12 protein-coding genes are annotated in these 14,507 nt (G+C 41.9%); 2 read left to right on the top strand and 10 right to left on the bottom strand.

From position 1 onward, the window contains the following. Positions 1 to 133: 133 nt before the first annotated feature. From N646_RS20515 to N646_RS20500, 4 genes are all read right to left on the bottom strand, one after another. Positions 134 to 667, bottom strand: coding sequence for a hypothetical protein (locus N646_RS20515; protein WP_017820993.1), 534 nt, complete (start codon positions 665 to 667; stop codon positions 134 to 136). After that, positions 661 to 1,047, bottom strand: a complete 387-nt coding sequence (locus tag N646_RS20510; RefSeq protein WP_017820994.1) for an MAPEG family protein — start codon at positions 1,045 to 1,047, stop codon at positions 661 to 663. The genes N646_RS20515 and N646_RS20510 overlap by 7 nt, the downstream gene beginning before the upstream one ends. A gap of 209 nt (positions 1,048 to 1,256) precedes the next feature. Next, positions 1,257 to 2,162 carry an EamA family transporter RarD gene (gene rarD, locus N646_RS20505; protein WP_021707544.1) on the bottom strand — a complete coding sequence of 302 codons (906 nt, stop codon included), beginning with the start codon at positions 2,160 to 2,162 and terminating at the stop codon, positions 1,257 to 1,259. 102 nt (positions 2,163 to 2,264) lie between these two features. After that, on the bottom strand, positions 2,265 to 2,987 hold the full coding sequence (locus N646_RS20500; RefSeq protein ID WP_005390054.1) for a sulfite exporter TauE/SafE family protein: 723 nt from the start codon (positions 2,985 to 2,987) through the stop codon (positions 2,265 to 2,267). A gap of 444 nt (positions 2,988 to 3,431) precedes the next feature. Between N646_RS20500 and N646_RS20495 the strand changes: the two genes are divergently transcribed. Beyond that, positions 3,432 to 3,962, top strand: a complete 531-nt coding sequence (locus N646_RS20495; protein ID WP_005376513.1) for a prepilin-type N-terminal cleavage/methylation domain-containing protein — start codon at positions 3,432 to 3,434, stop codon at positions 3,960 to 3,962. A 49-nt stretch (positions 3,963 to 4,011) separates the two neighbouring features. On the opposite strand, the gene N646_RS20490 is transcribed toward N646_RS20495, so the two are convergent. After that, the gene (locus N646_RS20490; RefSeq protein ID WP_021707545.1) at positions 4,012 to 4,992 is read right to left on the bottom strand and encodes a chemotaxis protein; all 981 of its coding nucleotides are present in this window, start codon (positions 4,990 to 4,992) and stop codon (positions 4,012 to 4,014) included. 684 nt (positions 4,993 to 5,676) lie between these two features. On the opposite strand from N646_RS20490, the gene N646_RS20485 reads away from it, so the two are divergent. After that, the gene (locus tag N646_RS20485; RefSeq protein ID WP_017821556.1) at positions 5,677 to 6,285 is read left to right on the top strand and encodes a response regulator transcription factor; all 609 of its coding nucleotides are present in this window, start codon (positions 5,677 to 5,679) and stop codon (positions 6,283 to 6,285) included. Here N646_RS20485 and N646_RS20480 read toward each other — a convergent pair. The 5 genes from N646_RS20480 to N646_RS20460 all read right to left on the bottom strand — a co-directional run bounded on the left by N646_RS20480 (position 6,282) and on the right by N646_RS20460 (position 14,111). After that, the gene (locus tag N646_RS20480) at positions 6,282 to 7,169 is read right to left on the bottom strand and encodes a LysR family transcriptional regulator (protein WP_017635345.1); all 888 of its coding nucleotides are present in this window, start codon (positions 7,167 to 7,169) and stop codon (positions 6,282 to 6,284) included. The two genes, N646_RS20485 and N646_RS20480, sit on opposite strands and share 4 nt — an antisense overlap. Before the next feature lie 157 nt (positions 7,170 to 7,326). After that, on the bottom strand, positions 7,327 to 8,697 hold the full coding sequence (locus N646_RS20475; protein WP_005376517.1) for a GGDEF domain-containing protein: 1,371 nt from the start codon (positions 8,695 to 8,697) through the stop codon (positions 7,327 to 7,329). A 9-nt stretch (positions 8,698 to 8,706) separates the two neighbouring features. Continuing rightward, the gene (locus N646_RS20470) at positions 8,707 to 9,303 is read right to left on the bottom strand and encodes a response regulator transcription factor (protein ID WP_017635347.1); all 597 of its coding nucleotides are present in this window, start codon (positions 9,301 to 9,303) and stop codon (positions 8,707 to 8,709) included. Beyond that, positions 9,296 to 10,462, bottom strand: a complete 1,167-nt coding sequence (locus N646_RS20465) for an EAL domain-containing response regulator (protein ID WP_017821555.1) — start codon at positions 10,460 to 10,462, stop codon at positions 9,296 to 9,298. The genes N646_RS20470 and N646_RS20465 overlap by 8 nt, the downstream gene beginning before the upstream one ends. Beyond that, positions 10,446 to 14,111, bottom strand: coding sequence for an ATP-binding protein (locus N646_RS20460; protein WP_017821554.1), 3,666 nt, complete (start codon positions 14,109 to 14,111; stop codon positions 10,446 to 10,448). The genes N646_RS20465 and N646_RS20460 overlap by 17 nt, the downstream gene beginning before the upstream one ends. Between the last annotated feature and the right edge of the window lie 396 nt (positions 14,112 to 14,507).

The raw sequence follows: 14,507 nt of genomic DNA, 5'->3' as shown, positions 1-14,507 counted from the left end.
GCACAAAAACAGGTTGTTATTTAATCACTTTCATTAAAACTTAACCAATAGCTACTGTTTGCTCACCGAATAAATTGCAATTTGCAAACTACCATTGGCATTTCGCAATAAACCTGATCTTTAGCTCTTGCTTTTATTGCTTCCTAGCTAAGTCGCGTGCAAGGATTAACGCAAGTCCGAATACTTGCAAGAAGAGTCCGATATTCTTGTACCAAGCGATCTTTTCATCCTGGTTTGCCATTACCTCATTGAGCTCTACATTCTCAATGTAGTAATTATCGATGCGGTCTCTATACGAAGCTTGTGCCTGATTTATCTTTGACATCAGTTGAGGAAGTTGATCAATTTTTATTTCATCCGACTCGTTGAGAACCCAAGAAGATAAATGCCCTGCTAATACCTCTTCTAGCTCTAAAGGTATCGCTACGCTCTGACTTATGTGCACATGCAGCAGTAAAGCTTCTCTTTTCCTTTCTAGGGTTTCCACACTGTTCCATGCGAGTTGGATGGAATACAAGTTTTTTGCTGTTTGCTCTGCGAGCTGCGATTGCTGTTTACCCAACTTATCAAGGACTAAGCTAGTAACGATGATCGCGCCAATATTCAGTACTAATCCAATCAGAACGAGTACCCAAGGTGGTGGAATGTAACGTCGCAGACTTACCATAACTTATCGTATGGCAGGTAAATCATATTTAACACAACCAATGAAAGTATCACCAGAAATGTCACCTGCATCCCTCTAATGCGTTTTTTCAAGTCTTTTTTCAATATGCCTTTAGCATGAATAACTCTACCAATTACAAAAATAATACCGGTGAGATGTATCCATGTTGGGTAAGCACTATTGAATTCTAAAAGTGCCATTAAAATCAGGGTGATGGGGATATATTCTGTCGCATTGCTCTGGGCACTACGAGCAATTTGTAGAACCTCTACCCCACCATCGGCATAAGCAATTTGATTTAAGCGACGTTGCTTAATTACTTGAACAGCCAACCAAATAATGAGTATTGCGAGAATGTTGGCATACAGAGCAGTGATCATATGTCGTCCTTCTTGATCTGGTTTTCACTTATATAAGCGTGTCACTTGGCTATAACTATAGCGGTATCATTATGATAATGCGTCAAATAATCTCAAGTTATGATTTCTATTCGGGCAAAAAACGAAAGCCAATGCTTCATGACATTAAAAATGCCCTCGAATGGAGGGCATAAGAATAAAGAAGCTAATATGTGAGAATATTGAAACCACTATAAGGGGTGTTTGACCAGCTTTTTGCGCCGATGGCCTTTGATAATACTTTCAAAAATTGTGAACAACAGCCCTACCCAAATAAATGCAAAGGTCACCGCTTTCACTTCGTCAAACAACTCGCCAAAAAACATAACTGCCAACACAAACTGCAAGCTTGGCTCGATGTATTGCATTAGACCGACAGTTGATAAATTAGTTATACGTATTGCGATAGAATAAAATACAAGTGGTAAAATTGTGATAGGTGCACTGCCAAAATACAAAAGCAATGTTGTGGTATCTGTGCCCGAAGCCAGTTCACCAGTTGCCCATTGTTTATAGAGCAAATATGCGAGTGCAACTGGAGTCAGTAACAACGCCTCAACAAACAAGGTTGTACTCCAGTCATAATTTATCTTCTTCTTGTACAACCCATACAAAGCAAAGAACAACCCCATCGTTAGTGCGATAACGGGTAGCTGACCATAGTGAATCACTTGATACATAACACCAATTGTTGCCAACACTATTGCAATAAGTTTGCCTTTTGAGAGCCTATCCCCAAGAATAAATACGCCCAGCGCAACAGATACTAATGGTCCAATAAAGAAGCCTAAGCTGGCATCGATGACCCGATGATGGGTCAAAGCCCAAGTGAACGCACTCCAAGAAATACACATCAAACTGCTCGCCACAAACGTGTACCACAAGGATTTTTTATCAAGCCAGATTTCTTTCCAATTCAGCCCTCGACGGGTTATCCCAAGTACAATTAGAAACCCGACAGGTACAGACCCAATGATTCGCCATGCTAGCAACTCATCCATAGAAGCATTTGGTAAATAACGATAATAAATTGGTAGCAATCCCCAGATCACAAAGGAGAATGCTGCCATAAAAGTGCCATAACGAGTGTTATTCATAAAACTATCGCCCATCTAAACGACCAATTTGGCGTAAGTAAACAAGTCCGCCATACATAAAAAGGAATGCAATCCCGCAGTGACTTTATGATGCAGATGGCATTATTGGCTCAACGCTTGTACGACGGCGGTAAAGCCACTCACAAAACACAACATAAGTGCCCCAAACCGAATCTTTTCTTTTGGTAACGACTGGGTAGTTTTCATTGCTAGCCAGTAACCAAGCGCCGCAGCAGGTAATAGAGGAATAGTAATGACCAAATGATGCAATGTGAAGAAGCCCACTGGGATTTGTACTATTAGTGAAATAATCGAACTGAAAACAAAAAAAGCCGATAAGTTGCCGCGTAACTGATTTGCTTCTTGATGCTGCAACAATAACGCCATCGGAGGGCCTCCAATCGCAGAACTGGTACCAAACAACCCAGAAAAGAAGCCAGCACATGTCATACGCGAAGGCGTAGGCTCAACCCGAAACGGTAAAACACTCACCAAGACTGCAAACAGCACCAACAAACCAATCCAAAGCGTGAGAGTTTGTGTAGATACAAAAAAGAGTAGCAAGCCACCAGCAATTGATCCCGGCACTCGCCCAATCAACGCCATCTTTAAGCCGCCGATTTCAACACTACTGCGGTGCTTCATCGCATTCATCAACGAAATAAATAACGCGACTAAACAGATTGGCGCAGGAACATATTCTGGCGCCCAAAGAATCAGTAAAGGTGCGGCAACAATAGCCAAGCCAAAACCGATTGCGGTCTGGACATAAGAGCCAAGAAATATCAAACCTATTGCAAGGAAGTTTATCGAATCGAATTCCATTTAGATTATTCTTATATTTGAAAAATAAACACAAAACCAAAGCACATTCGCATGACGAATACCTCAGGCACACTGCGATATGAATTCCGCGTAGCATTCATCAAAGTGAATAAAAAGACAATCCATTTGTGCGGTTCGCCCTCATTTGCATTTTGTATTTCATTCCGCTGATGTACATGTTTGCTTACATCGAAGAGGATTCATGCTCGCCTGTTCACGCAGCATTTCTTCAGCGGAATTAATGACCTCTTAAAATCTAGCAGAATTAGACCCGTGAATTCTCCATTGCATTTAATGGATTCAGTCAATTAGTACGGCGTCGGTATAGCACTTTACAACTCACCTCTTTATACTACTGATCGATTTATCATTACCGTACTTATTTACACAATAAACAAGTGTACGGTCAGTGTTTTTCTACCTTTAACTTGCTGTGAAAATAATATGAAAAAACAAACGGGATTTACTCTAATAGAGTTAGTCGTAGTTATTGTCGTGCTCGGTATTCTTGCTGTCACTGCCGCGCCACGCTTTTTAAACCTTCAAAGCGATGCACGTGAAGCACGTTTGGAAGGAATGAAAGGCGCTATTGCGTCAGCATTAGGCGTGGGTTATGGGAAAATGGCGATTGCGGGATTGGAAAGCAAGCCTTACGTTTCAAACTTCGTAGACAGTGCTTTAATGGCAGATTTACCATTTGACGGCTGTAATATTGGTGGTTCAAAGCGCTGTGTTTTTTTATATGGATATCCTGATTCTGATAGCGAATCGATGAAGTTACTCGTGCAAGGACTGAACGAAGAAGACTCGGATTGGAAAACATTTCATCACCCGGCTGGTTCAACAACTCGCGAAATGGTCATTGCTGCAGCCGACGAAAAAAGAGCTAGCCTTACACAATGCGGAATTTTATATGGGCCACCGCAGACTCCAAACGAGAGTTACACCTTAGATATTCTTCCCTGCCCTCAATAAAAATAAGGCTGCCAATCGGCAGCCTTATTTGTTTCATCTGATCGGTTTTTTACGCAAAGTTAAACACGTATTTATCCATCATATTCACCATGCGGCCAATCTCTGGCTTGGTAATCGTATCATTTGCGCCAAGAGATAGTGCTTTCGCTCGGTTATCCTCACTCATCAATGACGAGAACATAATGATCGGCATTTCATGAAACGCTTCGGTATCGCGTAGTCTCTTCACTAAGTGCATACCGTCCATTCGAGGCATTTCTACGTCTGTAACCACCGCATCTAATAGCTCTTTAACTGGCAAGTTTTCTTCTTTCGCGACCTCGATCAAGCTCATCAACTTCTCATGCGCCTCACCACCGTCTTTACATGTGATCACATTGTAACCTGAAGAAGCTAATGTCTCTTGGATCAAAGAGCGAATAAATGCTGAGTCATCCACCACCATGATCGTTTTAGCATTACGCTTACCGACCATTCTCTGGTTGAGATCCACCGACTTGTCCCCTTTCACATCGTATTTTTCCATACTCAATTCTGGGTTGATGTCTGCGATGATTTTTTCAAAATCGAGAATCATGATCAGGTTGCCTTCTTTACGGACAACGGCTACTACACAATCTTGTTCGCCCGCTTCCAAAAACTGACTTGGTGATTCCACATCATTCCAAGAGATACGATGAATACGCGAAATGCTGTCAATTAAGAAGCCATTGGTCATTTTGTTGAAATCCGTAACGATTACAAACTTGCGCTCCAGATCTTGTCGTGTTGGCACACCTAACCAACCAGCTAAATCCACTAAAGGCGTCAGTACATCTCTGGATGAGAACACACCAATCATATGAGGTTGTGCGTTTGGATAATCGGTTGTTTCTGGCACGCGAATCACTTCTCGTACTTTCGCAACGTTAATGCCGTAATAACAAGTTTTTGTGCTGCCATCTGGCAATGTTTTTTCTAAATGAAACTCGATGATTTCAAGCTCATTGGTACCACTTTCTGTCAAAATGGTGCTGGTTACGTTACTCATAAAGCCAATTATCCAACCAAAAATACGCATCAGAAAAAGTTTGATGCAAACGCCATGAGAAGCCATTCTCTGGCTAAAAATCCAAAAGTCCTTTTTAGTCGTTACAACAAAATTTGTAAACCATCAAAAGGACGGCTAACGCACATTTCCATACCAAACCATGTAAAATTGTCTCATTTTTGAACACGACATTATGAGTGGCCAAAGTGCGAATTAACACCTCCACTTTTAGCGGCAGAGTCAATGAAAAGTTTAGAAATAATTTGAAGTAATGTTCAGCGTCAATAGCCAAACCTATCTAACAGATATCATTACAAAGTTGGCTACCGTGCTCATGCCTGGTGTAGAACACGCTCTCTTCAAGTGGCTTGGTATAAAACTGCGCTTGCTAACACACGGGTTTAAATCGAAGCGCTAGAAACATCACAAGAAAATCTGAAGGCGTAGAACACTGAAAGAGCACTTTCAGTTTGTTAATTTTTTGTCAGCGTAAGTTTTAAGCAATTATCCTATCACTAGGTATTTCAATACCTGACATCGCTATTCCCATAATCAAGACACTGATTTTCACTTTTGGAAAGAGTCATTTTCCTTCCTCTTAGCAAGGTTTTTCCTACAATCCTATTCATCCAATTGCGCTGTCGCCTGACAGCACACTAGTTGATGTATTAGGTGAGGTTAACTTTGAATAATGTTCTTATTATCGACGCTCAACCATTGTATAGCGAAGCACTTGCTTCTCTAGTTGAATCTGTAATCAACGCAGCTGAAGTGATTCAAACCACTGACAGTGCGGAAGTGATGGATCTTGTCCGAGGCCAAAAGATTGATTTGATTATTCTAGACGTAGTGCTTGGCGACCGCGATGGTATGCGTTTAGCCAAAAACATTTTAGCGACGGGATATCGTGGCCGACTGTTATTTGTTTCTTCACGCGACTACTCGAGTCTTTCTAAAGCAGCGTACGAAATGGGCGCAAACGGCTTCTTAAGCAAGCATGAAACAAGAGAGACCATTATCGACGCAATTGTGAGTGTTTCACGCGGTTACTCAATGTTTAAGTCGACTCACACACCATCGTCGGGTAACGTAACACTTTCAAATCGCGAAGCCATGGTGTTCCATTATCTTGTACAAGGCTACTCAAATAAGAAGATTTCTGAACAACTTTCACTCAGCGCTAAAACAATCAGCACCTACAAAACGCGTATTCTGAAAAAGTACCATGCGGACACGTTGATTGAACTTCTGCATACTATTCCTCAGTCAGAAAACATTGAGTTTTGCCGCTAAGCGCTCATGTATTTTGCAATAGCACCGATTAACAACTGGTGCATTGCATCATGTCTTAAGCTTTGCTTCACCTGTACAACCACTTTTGGCCAGCCATCTGGGTAAAAATGCTCTGGCACTCTTATAAATTTATATCCATCAATTGGCGCCTGATATTCAAGTAATACGGTTGCGGCGCTTTTTTGTTTAATTAGCTTCAATACGCTGCTTACGTTGTCTAGAGCCGCAATACGGTTGATGACCATACCGTGGCTTTCCATTGCACGCTTAACGAGCTGCTCTTTCTCTTTCCAACCGATAATCTCTAACATGATAAAGGGAAGTTTGGCTGCTTCTTCTAGGGTGGTAATTCCCAGCTCTTCAGGGACAACTACCACAGCAGGCGCATAGCCGATGAACTTCTGATAAACAGATTTCGGAACATCCTCGTTGAAGTAATGTAACTGCGCATCCACTTTGCCTAGGATTATCTCTTCTATCGTATACTCTGTAATCGTTGCTATCGAAATGTGCGCCTTGGGAAACAGCGCCATTAAATCCATTGCAAGTAAATGCCCAAATGAGTATTGAGCGGTTTGCGGTAAACAAATGGTGATGTCTTTTTCGTAATTTTCCGGTTCAAACTCATCTCTAATTAGACAAGTTTCAAGCTTCTCGAGTGCATCGGAAATTTTAGGTAATTGACGTTTTAAATAGTCCGTTGGTTCCATGTGATGAGGATGCCGAATAAACAATTCATCGTTTAGCTGGAGTCGCAATCGGGCAAGGTATTTGCTAATTGACGCTTCACTCTTCCCCATCGCTTTAGCAACGGGTTTGAGCTGACGGTGCTTATCCAGTAAGACAAGTATTTTAAGTAAGTTTAAGTCGAGATCTTTGTTCACGTGCGACACCAGATGTAAGGTCGAGAATAAATAGAGCAATCACTATTTGTTGACTGCTCTAATATAAAAGACCAGTCATTCTGTTTGGTCAAATTAATCAAACAGTTATGTCATGGTTATGTTCCGTAACTTAACATTGAGTCAATACTAGCGCTGCTTAATGGGACTTTTGTCTGTGTTTTTTCATCTCATAGAGATCTTCATCTGCACGTACAATAACGTCCTGAAGCGTTTCGTGTAATTCATTCGCCGCGATACCAGTACTCACACTAACTTCGATATCCAAGGTCTTTAGTCGGTTATCTTTAACGACACTACGAAGCTTCTTCGCCAATATTGAAGATTGACTGATACTGCAACCCGGCAGAATCGCAACAAACTCATCACCACCAGTTCGAACTAGATAATCACTATTTCGAAACACTTTAGACATAGCATCAGCAATAATTCCAATAACTTCGTCCCCTACATGGTGACCGTAATGGTCATTGATTCGCTTGATCCTATCGCCATCTATTGCAATGACGGAATATGGCGCGGTTTCCAAACGACGTTTGAACTCGCTATCTTGAAAAACTCTGCGGTTAAACAATCCCGTTAAATCATCTTTCGTCACGTTCGTCAGTGCTTTCGCGAGGCGAAGTTTGCTCTCTTTAGATTCATAAGCTTTGTTGTAATACGCTAAGGTTACGAAAAAGAAGATGATAAACAAGAACACGTAATCCAATACAATTTTACTGAATGGGTACATGTAAACGATAAGATTGTTGTTGTCTGCGACATATGATTGGGTGTACGCGAATGATGGAAAGGGGTAGCCAGCGAAATAAATCACCATTTGTTTGTTCCCATTCGCTATTTGAACATCCACCGCTTTCCCATCATTATAAAGCGGCGAGAGGTATAATTGTTCCGAGAACTCTCCCACTAACTCACCTTGAAAGTAAACCGGACTCATGATGCTTATCGCCATGTCATCGGAGTATGTCGTTTTAAATGGTAGGGAAAACAATACCCGGTCCGTTAGTTGCTCTTTCCACGCGGCTAACACACAAGAATAGTTACTTTTACACCAATCAACATCAAATGTGGCTTTCACTCCCTCTAGCGCTTCAATCGGTCTCTCTAAGATGAGTTTGTTTCCAGTATAAGAACGAAAATACATAACGGCATTTTGTCGATTGAACGCATTTGATAAATACGCTTCAGCCTGATGAAGCGATTTCCGTGCAACAGCTTCAACGTAATTGAGTTTTTCATAAGGTGACAGGGAGTAAATCGCATCTTGAAAGCTCAGCTCTGTTTGCGCTTCTACTTCACTCACGCTCATGCCTTTGTATTGCTCGAGCTGCGCTTCCGTCAATAGCCCCATGAGAATTACTTTTTGTTTTATTTTGGCTAAATTATTCGCGTAAGTGTTGAACTGCTTTACTTCATAAGAAATTAACACCGCACCAATCATTGTGACAGAAGTGACGAATAGTAATGTTGCGATGAAAAGAGACAACGCGATACTTTTAAGTGTCATGATGCGGTCTTACGCCCCCGCCACTCTTGTTAGCTCAACAATGTTCTTTACGTTAAATTTATCCAATAGACGGCGTTTGTATGTGCTGACTGTTTTGTCACTTATTGATAGCACTGAAGCGATTTCTCTATTGGACTTTCCTTGTAGTAAATACTTCATTACTGCACTTTCTCTGCTTGAAAGTTGTGGCATTTCTCGAACGCTGTTAACAACTTGCTTAAATTTGAAGAAGGTATACCCCTTCTCTACCGCTTCTATCGCGTCTTTAAGAATGTCGTGATTTTCCGATTTACACACATAGCCATCAGCGCCAGAACGAAAAGCCATTTGGCTGTACATTTGGCTAGTTTCAGCGGAGAAGAAAATGACTTTGCCTTCATAACCATGGGATTTGATACGTTTGTAGAAATCAAACCCATCGCAATCTGCCAAGTTCACATCTAAGATCAACAGTTGAATTTCTTCCTTTTTCAATATTTGTAATGCCATCTTCGCTGATGTTGCAGTAAATACCCCATTTGTTTTCCCTAACTCTTCCAACAACGATTTGATTGCAACACAAACGAGAGGATGATCGTCAAAGATCAAGTAATTCAATTTATTCATATCTTTCATTTAGTATGGTTATGGCTTCTAGTGGCATGGGTTTATCAATGTAGAAGCCTTGGCAAAGATCAATCCCATACTCACGTATCGCTTGCAGTGTGACTTCGTCTTCAATACCTTCCGCGACCAGTCGTATATTCAAACTTTTCGCTAACGCGCAAATAGCAACAACGATGTTGCGTTTTTTGATGTCGCATTCGACACCTTGTACAAACGAACGATCGATTTTTAACTCGTTGAATGGCAGTTGAGCCAGTTTTTCAAACGTTGATGAACCCGTGCCAAAATCATCTATTGAGACAGTGACACCGTTCATCCTCAACTTGAGTAAATTCTTGTACAGGGACGCGCTAGTCTGAAATGTATCTCGCTCTGTAATTTCAATGGTGATTTGTGATGGGTCAATCTCGCTCTCTAAACATTGCTGTAAAAAGTAATGAGAGAACGCCGTATCTTCTAAATTTTCATGGTCTACATTGATGGATACGTTTTGCGTCAATCCGCGGTGTTTCATGTCATAGATAACATTACTCAATACAGCTTGAAACAACTCTCCAGAAAGGCGGCAACGCTCTACAATTGGCAAAAAATAATGAGGGGGTAACACACCATAAATAGGATGATTCCAACGCGCGAGCGCTTCATACCCAAGCACTTCCCCACTTTGCACATCGACTAAAGGCTGGTAATAATTTTTCACTCGCCCTTCAGCCAGAGCAAACAGGAATTCTTGATCTTCCACTTCAATAGGTTGAGCAAAGCTGACTTGTTTCGCTTTTTCATCTTTTATTTTACCCAACAAATCAACGACTTCATTTTCATCGTATGGCTTAGGCAGCTTCCCTAATACTTCAAAGCTAAATCCCTCGCACATGGCTCTTACCGCAGAAATAATGGTCAATTCCATTGCACTGACCAGTACAACTTGCCCCTGGTACTGGACTTTATCGAGCATTTCCATCATATCGATGCCGTCTTTTCCGGGCATTTGGATATCACAAAAAATTACGTCAAAATGTTGTTCCTGCACACTCTGAATAGCGGCATCCACACAGTTAAAAGGGATGACTTGCGCGCAATAGCGATCCAATATTTGCGTAAGTATTGTGGTTTGTAGCGGATGGTCATCAATCACCATCACATTAAATTGTGTATTCATTTGTCTCTACCCAATAGTTTATGTTTTCGATCTCCTGCTCGATTCGTAAAATTAGCTCCGCTGTTCGCCTGTCAAACTCCGCAGCAGTAACTCGTTCTGCCTCAATGCAAAGCTCAGTCAGCATGCTTACCCCTATCGCCCCAACCGCTCCTTTGATGCCATGAATGACCCGTTTTTTGTCTCGCTCAGTCGATGCGGCGTTTAAGTTTTTTATATCTGTAGACATTGATTGACTAAACACGCGCGCAATCTCTTTTGCGTCCTGTGCTTTGAACCGTTTAATCCAGCCGGGCAGCCTACCCCTCTCTTTTTCGCCAATAAATGGAATCAAAACGGTTTTTAATTGATTAAGGTCATAGGGCTTGTAGAGCACATCATCAATGCCGATATCCTGTGTACGTTCAATGGCAAGACGAGCATCTTCTGCTGTCACACCGATGATTGGAATTGCTTTAAATTCGGAGTTTTTCACGTGCCTAACAAGCTCATAGCCATCCATTTCTGGCATATGAAAATCGGTCAGCAGCAACACAACGTTTTCATCTTGGTTGATGTATTCCCATGCTTCGCGGCCGTTATTCACAATGACAGGTTCGATTCCAAGTTCATGAAGCTGCATTGCTATCACACTTTGGTTAATGGGATTATCTTCTGCGACCAGTACCGTGCCGAGAACCCAAGAAACCACTTCTTGATTTACGTCACTAAGCTTGGTTTCTTGCTGCGTTTGGCTGAGCAAATTGAACAATGTATCTGGATATTGAATCTCTCTTAGCGTAAGACTGCCAAGTACCCTTTGTTCGTCACGCAGCATTAGGCCATTAAAACTGGCATCGCTGTCGTGTATAGGGTGAAGGTTCGCCACCATTGTTTTTAACGTCGCTGGACGCATTTTCCACGCGTCACACCACTGGCGAATATTAAGTGGTAAGCTCTCGCTATACGTCCAGTTCAAACAAACGTCTGGCTCAGAGTCGCAATGCTCAATTGGCAGTCTGACAGTAATCGTCGTGCCCAAGCCAAATTGTGAATCGATGCAGAGCACGCCGCCCATGCAGTCGATCAATCGGTCAACAATGCTTAGCCCCAATCCAGTACCGCCATATTTACGCGTAATAGTGTCATCCGCTTGAACAAAAGGATTGAGAATGCCTTCGAGTTGGTCATCCGTCATGCCGATACCTGAATCCGCCACTTTCAAAATAAGCTGCTTTTCATGAAGAATGACACTGATTCCAACTTCTCCTTCGGCAGTGAATTTCATCGCATTGGAGAGTAGATTGGTGGTAATTTGCACCAATCGCAGCGCGTCGATTTCAATGAAAGCATTCGAAAATGGTTTGATTGTCACTTTGTAATCCAAACCTTTCGCAAGCGCTCGTGGTTCAAAGCTTCGAAACACATCGCACAAGGTTTTAAGCAAGTCGGTCTTAACTGGGGCGACGGTTAAGTGCCCTGCCTCTAATTTTGAATAATCCAGTACTTCGTCTACTAGCGTATTCAAATGATTGAGCGAGCGTATGGCTTGGGCAATTAACTCGCGATTTGAATCTGTCGTCACTTGGCGATTTAGCAAATCGAGGATGCCGTGTGCTGCCGACAATGGCGTTCTTAATTCGTGACTCATGGTTGCCAAAAAGTTTTCGCGCGCACGTACCGCGGTTTGCGCTTCTTTTTGCGCATCGATTAACGCCTGCTCACGTTCTTTTTGCTGGGTAATATCTTGAATAACAGTCAGTACAAACTTGTTCTTACCGCTAGGAGAAGCGATGACTTTGCGTTCTCGATATACATGTTTAATATCAAGTTCACAGCCCGACGAGGCAACCTCTTCTGAAATACGCTTTCCAGCGATAACAGTGGTCAGTTCATCAAAATTATTCACCAGAGGAGCGTGCGCAGAATCACTTTTCAACTTACATTGTTGGCACTGTTTACTGTTGTAGTTGGCACAATTGCTCATCTCCATATGGTTATTTTCACTATGGATAAAAACCAAGCTATTGATCTCTTTGATGATGTCCATCAGCCATTGCTTTTCCGCTTCCTCATTGTCAGCATTAAATTCGGCTAACCTCACTTTAAGTCGCATGTGAGATAAGATGAAATACGCCGCAATTAACATGAGACAGAATATGAATGAACCAGCAACAACAAATGTAGCGATCTGCTCCGCGTCATAGCCATAAGTCAGTTTGAAGCTTCGGTGAGAACGCAGCAGTTTTTCGATCTCGTTAGAATCAATGGTTTCGATGATGCTGTTCAACATGTGTTGAAGTTGTGTATTGTGGTTTGCAACCGCAAATGCATTAGAGAACGTCAAAACGTCCTCCGCATTGATCACCAAGCCATCGACTTGATCTTGTGCAATCATGTTGTGAACGATGTCGTCAGGAATGTAAGCCACATCCAAAACGCCCGATTTCAAATCGGTAAGCAGCTTTTTCAAATCATCATAATGATCAACTTGGCCTTGCTGCCAAGTGCCCAAATGAACTAACCCTTGCTTTTTCAAAGTGAGCAGAATACCCGCTTCTTTCAGTGCAGATTTATCGCGCTTGCTCTGCTCCGCTTGGATAGCCACGTAATTACTGTGCATGAATGGTTTAGTGAACAACCAATCTGACTTAGGTAGCTCACCCACATAAGAGATGGGGACTATATCGGCATCAAATGCCGTTAATCCATTTGAAAGGCTCGACGTCGGCTTCACATACTTAAAGCTCAAGCCAGTACGAGACTGCAATAAGTCGACAAAATCTGGAAAGAAGCCATCTAACTCGCCCGTTTGCGAATCTCGGTAGAGAAACGGATAAGCTTCGTCACTGCTGCTGTAAGTTATCACTAGTTTGTTTTGATGATTACGTCGGTAATCTACCAATAACTTATCACTGATATGGTAAGGATTTTTCGAGGCGACGGAGCGAATGTTTTTTCCATTTTGCTCCCACTGAAGGATTTTGTTGATGTCATCGATCAGACTCTGTTTGTCCAACGAAGCGATAAAACTCACCTCTTCGTTTTTCAACCAACTGGGAATATCGACAACCCCTTTTACAATGTCATTCAAATCCAAATATTGGGTAATACCAACATAAGTGTAAATCAGCGCGTTCGCTTTACCTCGCTTAACTTCATTAAACGCCTCTAAACGTGTTTTAACATAATGTATCTTATCGATACCACGTTCAGTGAGGTTGTCACAATACACACTGCCCTCAACACACACCCATTTAAGATCACGCGCATCACTATCTCGGTAAGTGGCATTCCGATACCAAACAGCGATAGTGCTCGAAAAGAAAGGCATCGAAAACAAGAAACGCTTTTCTCTTGCTGCTGTTTTACTAAATCCAACCGCACCATCAATCTTCTTGCTTTCGACATCCGCAAGTAAAGACGGAATATGCTTGTAAGTCCGAAGTTCTAACTCATAATCCAAAGCTTTAGTAATGTTAGACAAATACTCAAGACTAATTCCGTACGAAGGACCAACGCTACCGTCAAACGAGTCTTTAGCTTCGTCTTGCGCAATAACACCAACGATGACCTTCGGTTTAGGACTCTGTTTGGCAGTTGAGCAAAAAGAACTCGCTAAAAAAATTAAGGCGACGGACGATACCGTAATACTTCTAAGAATACTGAGCATGACTGCTTCCTCTGAATGGAAGCTCAGACTAGTTTTTGTCAGATAAAAGTCAAACTTAGCTCAATAGTGAAATAAAAATAACACTCTGATATAAAAGTAAAAAACCAAAATTCGTCAGAACAATCTGACAACACAATCCACCTTTGACTACACAGCGTTTGCGTTCGGTCTCTCACCCAGACGGATATTCACTGCGAGTCGGTATACATAAGGGATGTGTGCTTTTAGGTTTGCACGCCATAGCTTTTTACTTTCATCTTGAATGATTCATCATCATTCCATGATAAACTGGCGTATTAACATGAAAGAAAGCTCAACTCCGCGGTTTCGAGCAGCTTGAAGTAAACACAGTTTTAGAAAATGCGTTCTAGTATTGTATTACTCAAGACTCACATT

This window comes from Vibrio alginolyticus NBRC 15630 = ATCC 17749 (assembly GCF_000354175.2).
Classification (GTDB): Bacteria; Pseudomonadota; Gammaproteobacteria; order Enterobacterales; family Vibrionaceae; genus Vibrio; species Vibrio alginolyticus.
Note: the sequence above shows the minus strand (reverse complement) of the source record. Positions and strands in the feature narration are given on the sequence as shown.